This is a genomic window from Streptomyces sp. NPDC043878 (assembly GCF_056435735.1).
This window is the reverse complement of the sequence record NZ_JBWKDW010000035.1, coordinates 1-13,090: the sequence shown is the minus strand read 5'-3', so window position 1 is coordinate 13,090 and position 13,090 is coordinate 1. Positions and strand designations below refer to the sequence as shown.

General features: G+C 70.3%; 11 protein-coding genes and 2 pseudogenes. 9 read left to right on the top strand and 4 right to left on the bottom strand.

All coding sequences use genetic code 11. The features are described 5' to 3' along the window. The first annotated feature begins 199 nt into the window (after positions 1–199). From AC07AZ_RS34485 to AC07AZ_RS34460, 6 genes and pseudogenes are all read left to right on the top strand, one after another. Positions 200–796, top strand: a complete 597-nt coding sequence (locus AC07AZ_RS34485) for a hypothetical protein (RefSeq protein WP_478854684.1) — start codon at positions 200–202, stop codon at positions 794–796. 698 nt (positions 797–1,494) lie between these two features. Further along, on the top strand, positions 1,495–1,671 hold the full coding sequence (locus tag AC07AZ_RS34480) for a hypothetical protein (RefSeq protein WP_478854683.1): 177 nt from the start codon (positions 1,495–1,497) through the stop codon (positions 1,669–1,671). A 214-nt stretch (positions 1,672–1,885) separates the two neighbouring features. Then, entirely contained in the window at positions 1,886–3,376 is a 1,491-nt protein-coding gene (locus tag AC07AZ_RS34475; protein ID WP_478854682.1) for a dihydrolipoyl dehydrogenase family protein, read from the top strand. A gap of 300 nt (positions 3,377–3,676) precedes the next feature. After that, positions 3,677–5,449 (top strand): MOSC domain-containing protein, encoded by a 1,773-nt coding sequence (locus AC07AZ_RS34470; RefSeq protein ID WP_478854681.1) that lies wholly within the window; start codon positions 3,677–3,679, stop codon positions 5,447–5,449. A 242-nt stretch (positions 5,450–5,691) separates the two neighbouring features. Further along, complete coding sequence (locus tag AC07AZ_RS34465) at positions 5,692–6,126, top strand: VOC family protein (RefSeq protein WP_478854680.1); 435 nt, start codon at positions 5,692–5,694, stop codon at positions 6,124–6,126. A gap of 283 nt (positions 6,127–6,409) precedes the next feature. Then, positions 6,410–7,142: pseudogene (locus AC07AZ_RS34460) on the top strand (SAM-dependent methyltransferase). Positions 7,143–7,488: 346 nt separating this feature from the next. Here the strand turns inward: AC07AZ_RS34460 and AC07AZ_RS34455 are convergent. From AC07AZ_RS34455 to AC07AZ_RS34445, 3 genes are all read right to left on the bottom strand, one after another. Next, on the bottom strand, positions 7,489–7,875 hold the full coding sequence (locus tag AC07AZ_RS34455) for a nuclear transport factor 2 family protein (protein WP_478854679.1): 387 nt from the start codon (positions 7,873–7,875) through the stop codon (positions 7,489–7,491). 319 nt (positions 7,876–8,194) lie between these two features. Further along, a complete protein-coding gene (locus AC07AZ_RS34450) occupies positions 8,195–9,301 on the bottom strand; it encodes an outer membrane protein assembly factor BamB family protein (RefSeq protein WP_478854729.1) in 1,107 nt (368 codons plus the stop codon). 454 nt (positions 9,302–9,755) lie between these two features. Further along, complete coding sequence (locus tag AC07AZ_RS34445) at positions 9,756–10,751, bottom strand: helix-turn-helix domain-containing protein (RefSeq protein ID WP_478854728.1); 996 nt, start codon at positions 10,749–10,751, stop codon at positions 9,756–9,758. Between the two features lie 263 nt (positions 10,752–11,014). On the opposite strand from AC07AZ_RS34445, the gene AC07AZ_RS34440 reads away from it, so the two are divergent. The 3 genes from AC07AZ_RS34440 to AC07AZ_RS34430 all read left to right on the top strand — a co-directional run bounded on the left by AC07AZ_RS34440 (position 11,015) and on the right by AC07AZ_RS34430 (position 13,000). Beyond that, entirely contained in the window at positions 11,015–11,323 is a 309-nt protein-coding gene (locus AC07AZ_RS34440) for a hypothetical protein (RefSeq protein ID WP_478854678.1), read from the top strand. 224 nt (positions 11,324–11,547) lie between these two features. Continuing rightward, positions 11,548–11,718 (top strand): hypothetical protein, encoded by a 171-nt coding sequence (locus tag AC07AZ_RS34435; RefSeq protein WP_478854677.1) that lies wholly within the window; start codon positions 11,548–11,550, stop codon positions 11,716–11,718. A gap of 94 nt (positions 11,719–11,812) precedes the next feature. After that, positions 11,813–13,000 (top strand): aggregation-promoting factor C-terminal-like domain-containing protein, encoded by a 1,188-nt coding sequence (locus AC07AZ_RS34430; protein WP_478854676.1) that lies wholly within the window; start codon positions 11,813–11,815, stop codon positions 12,998–13,000. 7 nt (positions 13,001–13,007) lie between these two features. Here the strand turns inward: AC07AZ_RS34430 and AC07AZ_RS34425 are convergent. Continuing rightward, a pseudogene (locus tag AC07AZ_RS34425) lies at positions 13,008–13,090 on the bottom strand (transposase); the annotation flags it as partial.

The following is a 13,090-nucleotide window of genomic DNA, read 5'->3' as shown; positions in this document are numbered from 1 at the left end:
CAGCCGTGGAAGGCGGAGTGGTCACCGGAGTCCCATGCCTCGCGCAGGCCGGGAGTGCTCAGGTCCCAGTCGGGTCGGATCTCCCGTGTGACCGCAGCGAGATCCCGCCACAGGTCGTAGGGCGAGGGGCGCCCCCAGAACCAGTAGCCGTTGTAGACGCTGTGGACGATCAGGCCCGGCTTGAGCCCTCATCGTCCAGGTGCCGCTGTACTTCCTCTACTCCGGCCCGCCGCCGGACGCCAACGTCCTGTCCCGGCTCCTCGTCGGAATCGTCGCGCTCGCCGTCCTGGTCGTGTTCGTGACGGCCTTCCGGGAGCTGGTCAGGCGGGTCAGCCCGGCCCATGAGTGGGTGGGCTCGATCGCCTTCGCGACGGGCCTCGTGTACGCCACGATCACCCTCGTCTCGATGGGCATCGAGGCAGGCGCGGTGATCGCCGTCGACCACCCGGTCGACCCGACCATCGACGTGAGCGGCACCCACATCCTCTACGGCTCCATCTCCCGGCTCATGCTGGCGCTCTTCCTGACCGCGCTCGGCCATGCCGTCACCCGCACCCACCTGCTGCCGCGCTGGACCGGCCGCTCCGCCTACCTCCTGGCCGGCCTCAACCTGGCCTTCGTACCCTCACTGTTCTTCGGCAACGACCCCGCGTTCTTCTACGCGGCGAACGGCTGGGGCACGACCTCCCTGATGGGCGCCCTCCTCAGCTACTGGCTGCTGGCCCTGGGCATCTGCGCGTACCGCAGCGCGGCACGCGTGGCCCCGGCGGCCGACGCGGCGGCACTGCGTCACTGAGCGACGAGCCGGGCACGCACCCCAGCTCACGGCCGGACAACCGGCCGTCGGCTGGGTCGTCCCCGTCTCCAGGCGGTTGACGGCTCCGCCACCGGATGTCGATGGCAGCCAACACTGGTGACGTGTCAGCCGGTGCGCCCCGGCGGGCGTCGCCGGACGCCTGTCAGGCAAGGCCGCCGCACGCCCGTCAGGCGAGGTCCACGCACCGGACCACCTGTACATCGGGTACGTCTGCTGCTCAAGGCCCAGGCCCTGCGCGTGTTGGACGACTCGCCGCGGTGCACTTCGCACGCCTGGGCGAGAGAGTCTGCGCGCCCGACTCGGCGGAACCCACCCCCTGAGCGAGGACGCCGTCGCCCTGCTGGAACAGCCGCAACGGTGGCCCGGCGGGGCCGGAACAACCTCGCCCGGTCACCGGACCCCGATTCCCTGACTCCCGGTCCGGCCCGCACCAGCCGCTGCGAACGCCCCTCCGCGGTCACGGCGCCGTGCGTGTTCCCTACGGCGCCGCTGCCGGACCGTGTCCGCAAAGTGCCCGGTACGGCGGCCGGGGCAGGCCACGCCGGTGACGACCTCCGGCCTCCTGCCGGGGGCCGTGTCGACGTCGGCGGGCGCGTCGGTTGTCCGCGGGCTCCGGACCGGCCCCCGGCGAAGCGGTACGAAAGGCAGCCGTCCCCACAGAGGAGTACAAACGAAAGATGAAGGAAAACAAGGAGACACCTCACGGGGTGCAGGAGTGGGCCGACCGCGTTCAGGGCCTCTCCGGAGCTCAGGACGGCCGGGCCGCCAGGCAGATTGTCACCGACATCTACCGGACCGCACAGGACGACTTGGACGCCCAACGGGCCCAGGCGGAGTTCGAACGCGAGGAATGACCCCCAGGCCCGTCGCGCGCCGGATCCACACACTGTCGCGTCCGAGGACAACGAGGGAGGACAGGGCTGCCGCCTCCTGGTCGTCGCGCGGCGGCCCCGTTTGCCGCGCCCGCGCAGGCACCCGACCTCCGCCCCGCCCGAGGATCGACCGCCGGCACCGCGACATCGCACCCCTGCCCCTGCCCCTGCACCACGACCACACCGGGAGATGCTCATGACCGCAGCCGTGGACCCGGATCGCTCGACCTGGGATGTGATCGTCCTCGGTGGCGCCGCGGCGGGCGAGAACGCCGCCCAGTACGCGAGCCAGTTCTCGGGGCTGTCCTCGGTGCTCGTCGAGGACCAGCTTGTGGGCGGCGAATGCTCCTACTGGGCATGCATGCCCAGCAAAGCCCTCCTGCGGCCCGTGGAGGTGGTCGAAGCGGCCGCGCACCTCCCCGGAGTGTCGGCGCGGCTCGACCCGGCCGGCGTGTTCGAGATGCGCGACCGTGTGATCAACGATCTGGACGACACCTCTCAGGTGACCTGGGCACTGAAGACCGGCATCGACGTGGTGCACGGCTATGGCAGGCTCGCCGGTGAACGGACGATCGAGGTCCGTCTCCGGGACGGCGGGACCCGGACCCTGAGGGCCGAACACGCCGTCGTCGTCGACACCGGCTCCTGCCCCGCCCGGCCGGACATTCCCGGTCTGCGGGCTGCCCTGCCCTGGGACTCCCGGGACGCGACGAACATGAAGCAGGTGCCGCAGCGCGTGGTCGTCCTGGGCGGCGGCGTGGTCGCCTGTGAGGCAGCCACCTGGCTTCGCGGTCTGGGAGCCGAGGTGAGCGTCGTCCACCGCGGTGGGCAGTTGCTGACCCGCCACGAACCCTTCGTGGGACGCCTCGTCGGCCAGGACCTCCGGGAAGCGGGCGTCCGGCTGTGTCCCGGGCGGACCATTTCCGGGGTCGAGCGCGCCGACGCCCGCGACACGGGCACGGGCAGGGTCCACGGCGGTGAGGTGAGCGTGACCCTCGACGACGGCACGCTCATCGTGGCCGACGAGATCCTCGTGGCGGCCGGCCGTACGCCCAACACCAACGACATCGGCCTGGAGACCATCGGCGTGTCCCCCGGCGGATACCTCGAAGTCGACGACCACCAGACCGTACGCGATGCAGCCGGTGACTGGCTGTACGCGATCGGCGACGTGTGCGGCCGCGCCCCGCTGACCCACATGGGTAAGTATCAGGCCCGCATCGCCGGAGAAGTCATCGCCGCACGCCGTGCGGGCCTCATCGACGTGCCGTCGGCGGCGGCCGGACACGCCTGCGTGCCCCAGGTCGTCTTCACCACCACCGAGGTCGGCAGCGCCGGCCTCACCGAACAGCAGGCACGTGAGCAGGGCCTTGACCCGGAAGTCGTCGAATACGACCTCGCCGCGCTCGCCGGAACCTACGTCCTTCGCCCCGACTACCGCGGCCGCGCCAAGCTGGTCGTCGACCCTTCCCAGGACCTGGTGGTGGGAGCGACCTTCGCCGGCGCGGACACGGCGGAGCTCGTACACGCGGCGACCACGGCGATCGTGGGACGCGTCCCGCTGTCCACGCTCTGGCACGTCGTGCCCAGCTATCCCACCGTCAGCGAGGTCTGGCTGCGCCTGCTGGAGACGCTGCGCGCACAGCGTCACGCGACCCGCACCCCCTCGCGCGCCGCGGGCACCTGAGCCGGCCCACGACCACGCGGGCCGTTCACGCGAGCGGACCGGTGTACGCCCAGCCCGTCAAAAGGGCGGACGACTCGGACACCTACGCCAACGATCCCGCCCAACTGATCGGGCCCTCGCGGCCGGTGACTACGAGACCGCGTTCACACAAGCCTCCGCCATCAGCCCGCAAGGACCGGTCCCCCGGAGGATTCCAATGTCGCCACGCCGGCTTGAGACGGCAACGACGCATGAGTTGCCATCGCGACTTGGCGTACTAGCGTAGCCACGGGGGATGTCCACCCGGCAGGAGATGCGCGCATGGCGACACTGGTCGCGGTGAATGTGGGAATGCCGCAGGACGTGCCCTGGAAGGGCCGCACCACCCACACGGGTATCTGGAAGCGACCGGCCTCGGGGCCGCTCATGGTCCGACGGCTCAACATCGAAGGCGACGGACAGGGCGATCTCAACGGACACGGCGGCCCATATCGCGCTGTCCTCGTCTATCAGCTGGACTCCTACCGGCACTGGCAGCAGCACCTTCAGCGCGACGACTTCACCTACGGCCAGTTCGGCGAGAACTTCACGGTCGACGGCCTGCCGGACGACGAGGTCTGCGTCGGCGACCAATACCGCATCGGTTCCGCGGTGTTCGAGGTGACGCAGCCTCGCGTGACCTGTTACCGCGTGGGTCTGCGCATGAACGAACCCCGGATGCCCGCCCTGCTCGTCGCCCACGCGCGTCCCGGGTTCTACCTGAAGGTTCTCACCGAGGGAACCGTCGAGGCGGGGGACGAGATCCTCAAGATCGCCACTGGCCCGGAGACCATGACGGTGGCCGAGATCGACGCGCTTCTCTACAAGCCGGACCACCCCCGCCCGCAGCTCGAGCGGGCCCTGCGCATCCCCGGCCTGAGCCCCGGCTGGAAGACCTCCATGCAGTCGCTCCTCGACGACTACGACGGCACGGGCAGGACCACAGGCAACACCGGCCTCAGCGCCGCTGCCGGCAGCCCGCCCCCGGCCTGGCCGGGCTTCCGCTCCCTCGCCGTCACCGACATCGTCCCGGAGAGCACCCGCATCTTCTCGCTCCGCCTCGACACCCCGGACGGCCATCCGCTGCCCCCGGCTCTGCCAGGTCAATTCGTCACCGTGCGTATGCGACCCGACCCACTCGGCCCGCCCGTCATCCGCAGCTACTCCCTGTCGGGAAGACCCGGTGAGGCGTACTACCGGATCAGCGTCAAACAGGAACCTCACGGCGCCGGCAGCGGCTACCTGCGTCAGCACGTGGCCGTACACGACACTCTGGAGGTGGCAGCCCCACGAGGCACCTTCGTCCTGGGCGACACCCCGGCCCCCCTGGTGCTGATCTCGGCCGGAGTGGGAGCCACCCCGGTGCTGGCCATGCTGCACAGCCTGGCCGACCAACGCGATCCACGCCCGGTGTGGTGGGTCCACGGGGCACGCGACGGAAGCGAGCACCCCTTCGCCGACGAAGCCCGCACCCTGCTGGCTCAACTGCCCGCAAGCCACCAGCACATCACCTACAGCAGGCCGCGCACCGACGACCGCCTCGGTGAGGACTACCAGAGCGCCGGCCGACTCTCGCGCGAGGTCCTCGCCGATCTGGGCCTGCCGCCGGAGGCAGACGCCTACATCTGCGGACCCGTCGCGTTCATGGACGACATGACCAAAGCGCTCGTGGACTGCGGCACGGACCCCGCCCGCATCCATACGGAGACCTTCGGCTCGGTGTCCGCCATCACCCCCGGCATCGTGCCCACCGACGCACCGGCGCCCCACCTTCCGACCCGACCGCCGGGACCGGGAACCGGACCGACGGTCTCCTTCGCCCGCAGCGGCCTCACCGTCCCGTGGGACCCCGGCTACGACACTCTCCTGGAGCTGGCCGAAGCCTGCGACGTCCCCGTCCGGTGGTCCTGCCGCAGCGGCGTGTGCCATACCTGCGAGACCGCCCTCCTCACCGGCCAGGTCGACTACTCCCCCGACCCCGTCGACGCCCCGGCCGACGGCAACGTCCTCATCTGCTGCTCCCGACCACCCGTCGACGTGATCCTCGATCTGTGACACGAGCGGGCCTGCACCGACGGGCCTCCACAACCGCGTCCGGGACGGGGCCCTCCTGCCGGCCTGCGGCCACTGCGGCCACTGCGGCCGGGCGATGGGCGCGTACACCCCTGGCCGGCGGGTTCTTACGCGCCGTCGGCAGCGGACCGCCGCCTCCGTGCGTCGAGCTGAGCCGACTTGCTGAGCACGCCCCGTTCCGCTGAGGCTTCGGCATCGGATGTCACCCTGCTATCGTGCGCCGGATGCCGACGATCAAGAAGTTCCAGGTCACCTTCGACTGCGCCGAACCCGAGCGCGTCGCTCGCTTCTGGTGCGAGGTGTTGGGGTACGTCATACCGCCTCCGCCGGAGGGGTTCGCCACCTGGGACGATTTCGATCGCTCGCTGCCGCCCGGGGATCAGGGGTCCTGGTTCGCATGCGTTGATCCCTCAGGTGTCGGCCCGCGAATGTATTTTCAGCGTGTGCCCGAAGGCAAGACCGTCAAGAATCGACTGCATCTCGACGTGCGGGTCGCCACCGGGCTCGTCGGAGAAGAGCGCCTGGCCACCCTCGAGGCCGAGTGCGCACGACTCGTGGCGCTCGGCGCGGCACGCGTGCGACTCCTGCTCGCCGACGAGGACAACGAGTCGTGCATGGTGATGCAGGACATCGAGGGCAACGAGTTCTGCCTCGACTGAGCATCCCCGGGCGTCTTCTGCATGGACGGCGCCTGACAACTCCCCAGCTGGAGCCAGGAATCGGCTACGAGCAGGCCTGCTGGCGCCCGTCCGGAGCGGTGTCAGCAGGCCAGGGCCGATCGGTTCCCTCGCTCGGAGTGAGGCCAGGGTGTACGGCGTCTGCCTTCGGCTTCTTCGCTCCGCCCGCGAGCACTCTCCTCGTGTGCGTTCCTGGCCGACCCGACGTTCCGTCTCCGCAGGAAATGCAGGTGCGCACAGCGTGCGCCCCTGGCAGGATGCGGCGGTGAACCGTGAACAGCTCTCGCGCCTCGCCCATGCGGATCACCCGATCGCGGCCCCGCTCGACGACGACTCGGTACGCCGGCTGCTGGAGCGTGGGATCGCGCCCGGTGACGCGCGCGTCCTCGACCTCGGCTGCGGTGGCGGAGAGTGGCTCCTGCGAGCCCTGAGCACACACCCTGCGGGCCGAGGGGGTCGACACCTCCGAGGTTTCGCTGGCGCACGCTCGCGAGAACGCGGGCGTCCGCGGCCTTCACGAGCGCCTCGTCCTCCACCAGGAGGATGCCGCGGCCTTCACCGCCTCGCACACCTTCGACCTGGTGATCAGCGTGGGGGCCACCCATGCCTTCGGCGGTCTGCTCGCCACCCTTGCCGCGGCACGCAAGCACCTGGCTCCCGGCGGTCGGGTTCTGATCGGCGACGGGTTCTGGGAGCAGGCACCCTCATCCGACGCCGTCGACATGCTCGGTGACCTCGCTGACCTGCCGACCACCACGGACCGTGTCATCGCTGACGGGTGGGCACCCGTCCACGGCCACATCAGCACACGCCGGGAGTTCGACGACTACGAATGGGCGTGGACGGGGTCGCTGGCCTCGTGGGCTCTGGACCACCCCGACGATCCGCACAGTTCCCAGGCGCTGACCACAGCCACCACCCATCGCAGCGAATGGCTGCGCACCTACCGGGACTCCTTCGGCTTCGTCAGCCTGGTCCTGCGTCCGACCCACCACTGAGCGACACGGCCGACCACGGCGTCCTACCGCCAGAGGCAGGCTGACCACCGGCGGGTCCGCACGAAAAGGCGTGCGCTCGGCGCTCACCCCGGCCGTCCGTGGTGAGCGCAGCCGATCACCGGGCTCCACGTCATGACCAGGGATCTCGCTTCCATCTGCTCCTGCTGCGGCGCGCACCCCGAACACCGGCGGCGAGGAGGAGTTCTCCTCGGCTGAGTGGGACTCTCTGAGCCGTGACAACCTCCCCCCCGAGCGGCGGACCTTCGGGACACACCGGGCCGGCAGCCCGAGCAGCCGTGCTTCGGCCGGCTCCCAACGACCTGACCGGTGCCGGTCTGTTGGGCTCCTACTCCACACCAGGCGGCACGAGTGTGGCCTGGTGGTAGTACATCCGCCAGCCCGCCTCGCCCTCGCTCCTGCGCCAGATCGAACTGTGTCTGGTCCTGCGCTCACCGAGCACGGCCTCGAATGTCAGATGGACCAGCCCCGGAGCCAGCAGCACTCCCGAGATGTCTGAGGGCTCATAGCGGGGAGCATCCATTGAACTACCCGGATGCTTGGGCAGTTCGGCGAGCATGGCCTCGTACGTCCACCGTCGTCCGGACCCGCCGACCTCCACGAACTCCGGGTCCAGCAGTTGTCCGGCGAGCTCCCGCGAGGCTCGGACATGCGGATCCATGAGCTGCAACTCGCACGCGATCGCCTGGTTCACATCATCTGTCGCACCGTTCATGGATGTATCCCACCGAGTTCCCCGGCCCGTCGCAACCGGGTTCATGCGCCGCTTCGTGTGCGGCCACTTCCAGCAGAACGGCGGGCGCCGGCCCCGGCGGACTGACGGACTGACGGACTGACGGACATGGGAGAGTTGGGTTGCGTTGATCCGTGTAGTACGAAGTGCCACCGAGCTCTGGTGGGCCTGTCGAAGCGAGGCCGCATCCGCACGGCCGGCGCGATGAACAAGGCTCCCGTCGACAGCGGGGCGGGTGCCGCCCAGCCGATGAGTTCGAATGTGAAGCTCGAACAGGCTCTTGTCGCCGCAACAATGGTGCTCAGGGCAGGGGAAGTGCGCGCAGAGAGGCGTGGGTTCGCGCTGTGACGACCAGGTGGCGTGGGTTGCCGCCGGGGACGACGAGCAGGGGGTTTTCGCCGTCCCTGGTCTGCGGGTACGGCGCCGACATGCCCGGCGCGGCGGCCCCGGTCGCCTGCGGGCCGTCGTGCAGGTCGATCGCGATCACGCGTCCCCGCGTGGCGCGATCGTTGACGGGGGTGAAGGTCACGAACCGGCCGCCGGCCAGGGCGCCCTCCTCCGTGGTGGCGTAGTAGCTCCACAGCCTGCGCCGGCCTTCGAGGTCGTAGGCGTTCCAGTAGCCGGCGCTCGAGTCCTCCGCGGGGGCCTCGTACAACATCAGCACCCCGTCGGGGGAGATGAGCCCGCGCATGGGCTTCTCGCCCGTGTCCCTCGGGGTGGGCAGCGGCCGGAGGGTGCTCGGGTCCAAGCGCCGCATGGGCGGGAAGATGTCCCCGGCGGAGAGCCGGCTGCCGGTGCAGACCAGGTAGTGGCCGCCGGAGACGAGGTGCGGGCACTCGACGCTTCGGGGGCTTGCCGCCACGGAGTCGCCGGTGCCGGCGTCACGGGCGGTGACCCGGGTGCCGTCGGTGGCGTAGACACGGCCCCGGAAGGCGGTGATGCTCTCGCCCGGCTCCCACGCCACGGTCCGGTGCCACAGGGCCGTACCGTCGGATGCCCGAACGGCGTCGAGGACGGCGGTACCGGACGCGGGGTCCGCTGCGTCCACCGCGTAGACGACCCCGTCCCCCGCACCGAGTGCCACGTAGGCGCTGCTGGTAGGCAGCCGATGGGTCCACGCCCTCGTACCCCTCCGCAGATCCGCCGCACGCAGCAGACCCGCGACTCCGGTCACGGCCCGTTCGTCCGCCGCGTCGACCACCAGCCCGGCGCTCCTGCCGCGGTCGCTCGCGGGCACGGTCCAGGTGATACGACCGTCAACCCGGGAACGCCCGACGAATCCGCCGGAGCCGGTCGCGCAGACGACCTGATGGGCCGTCGCACCGCAGACACCGGATGCCTCCGCGGGGGAGAGCTTGGTGTCCCAGGCCCGCCACGGACCGGATACAGGGGACGACCCCGATGCCACCGTACGCGGCGAGGTGTCGGACGACGCACCGCCGGACCGGCCGTGCCCGGCTGTCGAGCATCCGGCGCCCAGCAGACCGCACAGCGCCAGGGCGCCTGCGAGGGCCGCCCTCCGTGTCCGTCGATGCCCTGGCATCTTCGCCTCCCCACCGAGTGCAGCCCCGGGCGAGGGGCTGGTGGCATGACGGTAGCAACACGGGCGCTGACGCCACATCACCAAGCAACGCCTGCGGCCGGTGACTTCCTCGCCCGCGTCTCAGCCCCGGATGGCGGCTTCGACGGTCTTCGCGGGCCGCACCGGCGCCGAGTCGACACCGCCGCGGACGGCTTCCGGTTGCGCCCGCCAGCCTTCCGCACCGGCGAGCGCGGGCCGGTGTACAGGGCGAGGACGAAGCTGTCACAGCTCCCCTCGCGGGGCCGCCGGGACGGCCCGACCGGCGCTGGAAGTCAGCCCGTCACGAGCAGGCCGGGAGCCAGCCCTGCTGGACGGCGCGTACGCCGGCCTCGAAGCGGCTGCGAGCGCCGAGGCGGTCCATCAGTTCGGAGGCGATGCGTCGGGCGGTGCGGTGCGAGACGCCGAGCCGCTTGGCGATCGTCTCGTCGGTGTGGCCGTCCGCCAGCAGGCGCAGGGCGGTCGTCTGCTGGCCGGTGAGTCCGTGCGGGTCGGTGGGCACGACCTCACCGAGCGGCTGGGCCGATTCCCAGGTCGTCTCGAAGAGCGCGCACAACGCGGTGAGCGTGCCCTGCCCGGTGAGGAGAACCGCGCCCGCGGCCGTGTCGTCGCTGCTGACCGAGATCATCGCCGTACGCCGGTCCATGAGGATCATCCTCGTCGGCAGGGACGGCACCGTACGGATCCGACCGCCCAGCCCCGCGAGCCAGTTGGCGTGCTCCACGGTGGGCCGACTGGCACGCACACTGTCCAGGTAGATCGTGCGCATGCGCACCCCGCGGCCGAGCAGGTCCTTGTTGAGCGGCCGTGACGCCGCCATGTTCTCCGCCGTCTGGGGCCCGCCAGGGGCGAACGCCAGGAACTCCTCGCTCACTTCACGGGTGAGCACGGCCAGTCGGTCGCGGATCTGGTCGAGGCCCACGAGGTGCTCCACGCCCGGATGAGCGGCGGCCGGCCGGAGTTCGGCGTACTCGGAGATGAGCTGGGCCGCGGCTGCCCGAGAGGCTTCGAGGCGCTGCTGGTGGGCCGCGAGCTGGGCCTGCTGCCTGGCCATCAGGATCTCCATCCCGATGTCGGGCGAGACCGCGCGCAGCCGTCCCGCCTGCCCCGCGGCGGGACGCACGAGGGCCAGCTCGCTCAGGGTGTCCAGGGCGTCCCGCACCTGCTGTTCGGACAACTCCAGAGAGTCGGCGAGCACGGCGACACCGTCCGCCGGCTGTCTGAGCATGCCGCGGTACACGGTCTCCGCGACAGGGTCGAGTCCGAGAGCGGTCAGCATGTGATCCCCCATGATCATCTTCAGTACGGCCCTGAAGAGAATGCCCTCGACCCGTCCCGCTGTCGTTAACACTCGGTCCACACTTCCTTGACGCTGCGTCCACTCCTCGACCGGGCAGGGGGACGGAAGAGCCCGAACAGGCGACGATGCGCCTCCACCGGAGGCGCGAAGTCGGCACGGAGACCGGCCGGAACAGGCCGTGGCCTCAAGCGTCCAGCGTCATGGCGGCGTTGCACACGCTTTCCGTTGAGACGCTGAAGCGCATGTACCTCGTCCACGCGCACCTGGAACTGGCCTCGGGACGGCAACTTCCCCCGAACATCCGGGCGTTGGTGCGATCCGCGATCGCTCCGGAGGACCGCGTCGAGCATGTCGCCGTCCACCCCCGCTCACCTTCCGCGCTCACCCTCGGCTTCTATCTGCTGGCCGGCATGCTCGAAGAGGCGGAGGACCGGGCCGTACGGGTCTGCGACCGACTGCTGCGCGACGTACCGCAGTTGGACACCGCGCGCGTGACCGGTGCCGGGGTACCCCTGCTGCCCCTCGCCTTCCTGCCCCATCCGGCGGACTGAACGGGAGACGAGCCGAACCGGACCGAAGCCCCCCGTGGACGCATCAGTCCAAGGCCCCTTCCGTCCATCCATGAACCCTTCTCACCGGCCTGAGCTGCGACGAAGCTATTGATCACCGGCCGGACCGAGCGTCACCGCGGAACGCGACGGCGACCGGCCACATCGCAGATCACCGAGTCATCCGGGCTGTCCGGAACTCACACCCGGAAGGAACGCGAACTGTCATGCTTCGCACTCGAATCGCCCAGGCCGCCGCGGTGACCACCCTGCTCGTCGTGGCGTCTCTCGCCGCTCCGGCCCTGGCGTTCCAGCCCGAGGCGGACACACCCGCGGCCTCCTCAGTTCTCTCCGACGCCGGCTGGCAGGTCGCTCCGGCGGACGCCGGCTGGCAGTAGGCCACCCGCAGCCGCGAACGCCGCTCAGCCCGCCCTTCCACGCCTGTCCGACCATCCGCATGCCCGACCTCAACCGCCCCAGGGGGAAACGAACATGAAGAACACCCGCAAGAACGGCCGTAGAATCGCGGGCCTGCTCACCGCCGGCGTTCTCAGCGCCGGACTCCTCACAGTGACCGCTCCCACCGCCGAAGCGGCCACCACCTGCTCGGGCGGCGTCAACATCTACGGCATCCTCGACGACGGCCGGCTGACCTTCAGCAGCATCAACCCGGCCACCGGGGACCTCGCCAAGGTGCTCGTCGGACCTGACCTCGGCTTCGAGCCGAAGGCCATGGCGACGCTCAACTTCAACACCGTGCTCGTCACCTCGACGGCCGGCGCCCTCTACCGCGTCGACATCAAGACCAACAACACCAGCCTCGCCCTGCTGAACGCGCCGGTGAAGATCGCCGACAGCGGCTGGACCCACGACAAGCTCACCTACGACGGCCACGGCCACCTCTACGGCACCACCGCCGCCGGCCTGCTGCTGCGCTACAACGTGACCGAGGACAAGCCCGCCGGCTCCCAGCACATCGGCGCGCGCACCGAGATCGACACCGGGTTCGTGCTGAAGACCCTCACCGCCACCGGTGACGACCGGCTCGCCGCCACCACCGAGGACGGCCGGCTGCTCGACTACACGGTCGCCGGAGCGGGCTCCTGGAAGGGCAACGCCCTGAAGTCCGCCGGCTGGTCCGGCTTCAACCAGATGGTCTCGCCCGGCGGCGGCCTCTACTACGGCCGCCTCGCGACGGGCGCCATGTACTGGTACAAGGACGCCAATCCGACCGACGGCTCCGGTGCCGACATCTCGTACCACCTGGACGACCCGGTCAACACCAGTGGCTGGACGCAGAAACTGCTGTCCGCCCAGCCGGCCACCTACACCTGCGCCACGAGCACCACGACGGTCGACCGGGACGACATCGCCGCGGTGAAGGCCGCCGGCCGTGAGCTGATGAACAACAAGGACACCTCCTGGGCGACCTCCGCGCAGTGGTCCTGCCTGGAGACGCTCTGGGACCACGAGAGCAACTGGCGCTGGAGCGCCACCAACCCGTCCTCGGGCGCCTACGGGATCCCGCAGTCGCTGCCGGCCTCCAAGATGGACGTCGCGGGCGACGACTGGAAGGACAACCCCCTCACCCAGATCAAGTGGGGCCTTAGCTACATCGACGGCCGCTACGGCTCTCCGTGCAACGCCTGGGCCTTCTGGCAGGCCAACAGCTGGTACTAGTGCCGCATCAGGCAACGTTCGCCCTGTTCACGACCTTGCGGAGGCGTTCGTCGGCGGCGTGCTTGTTCCGCCAGATGATGTAGCGGCGGA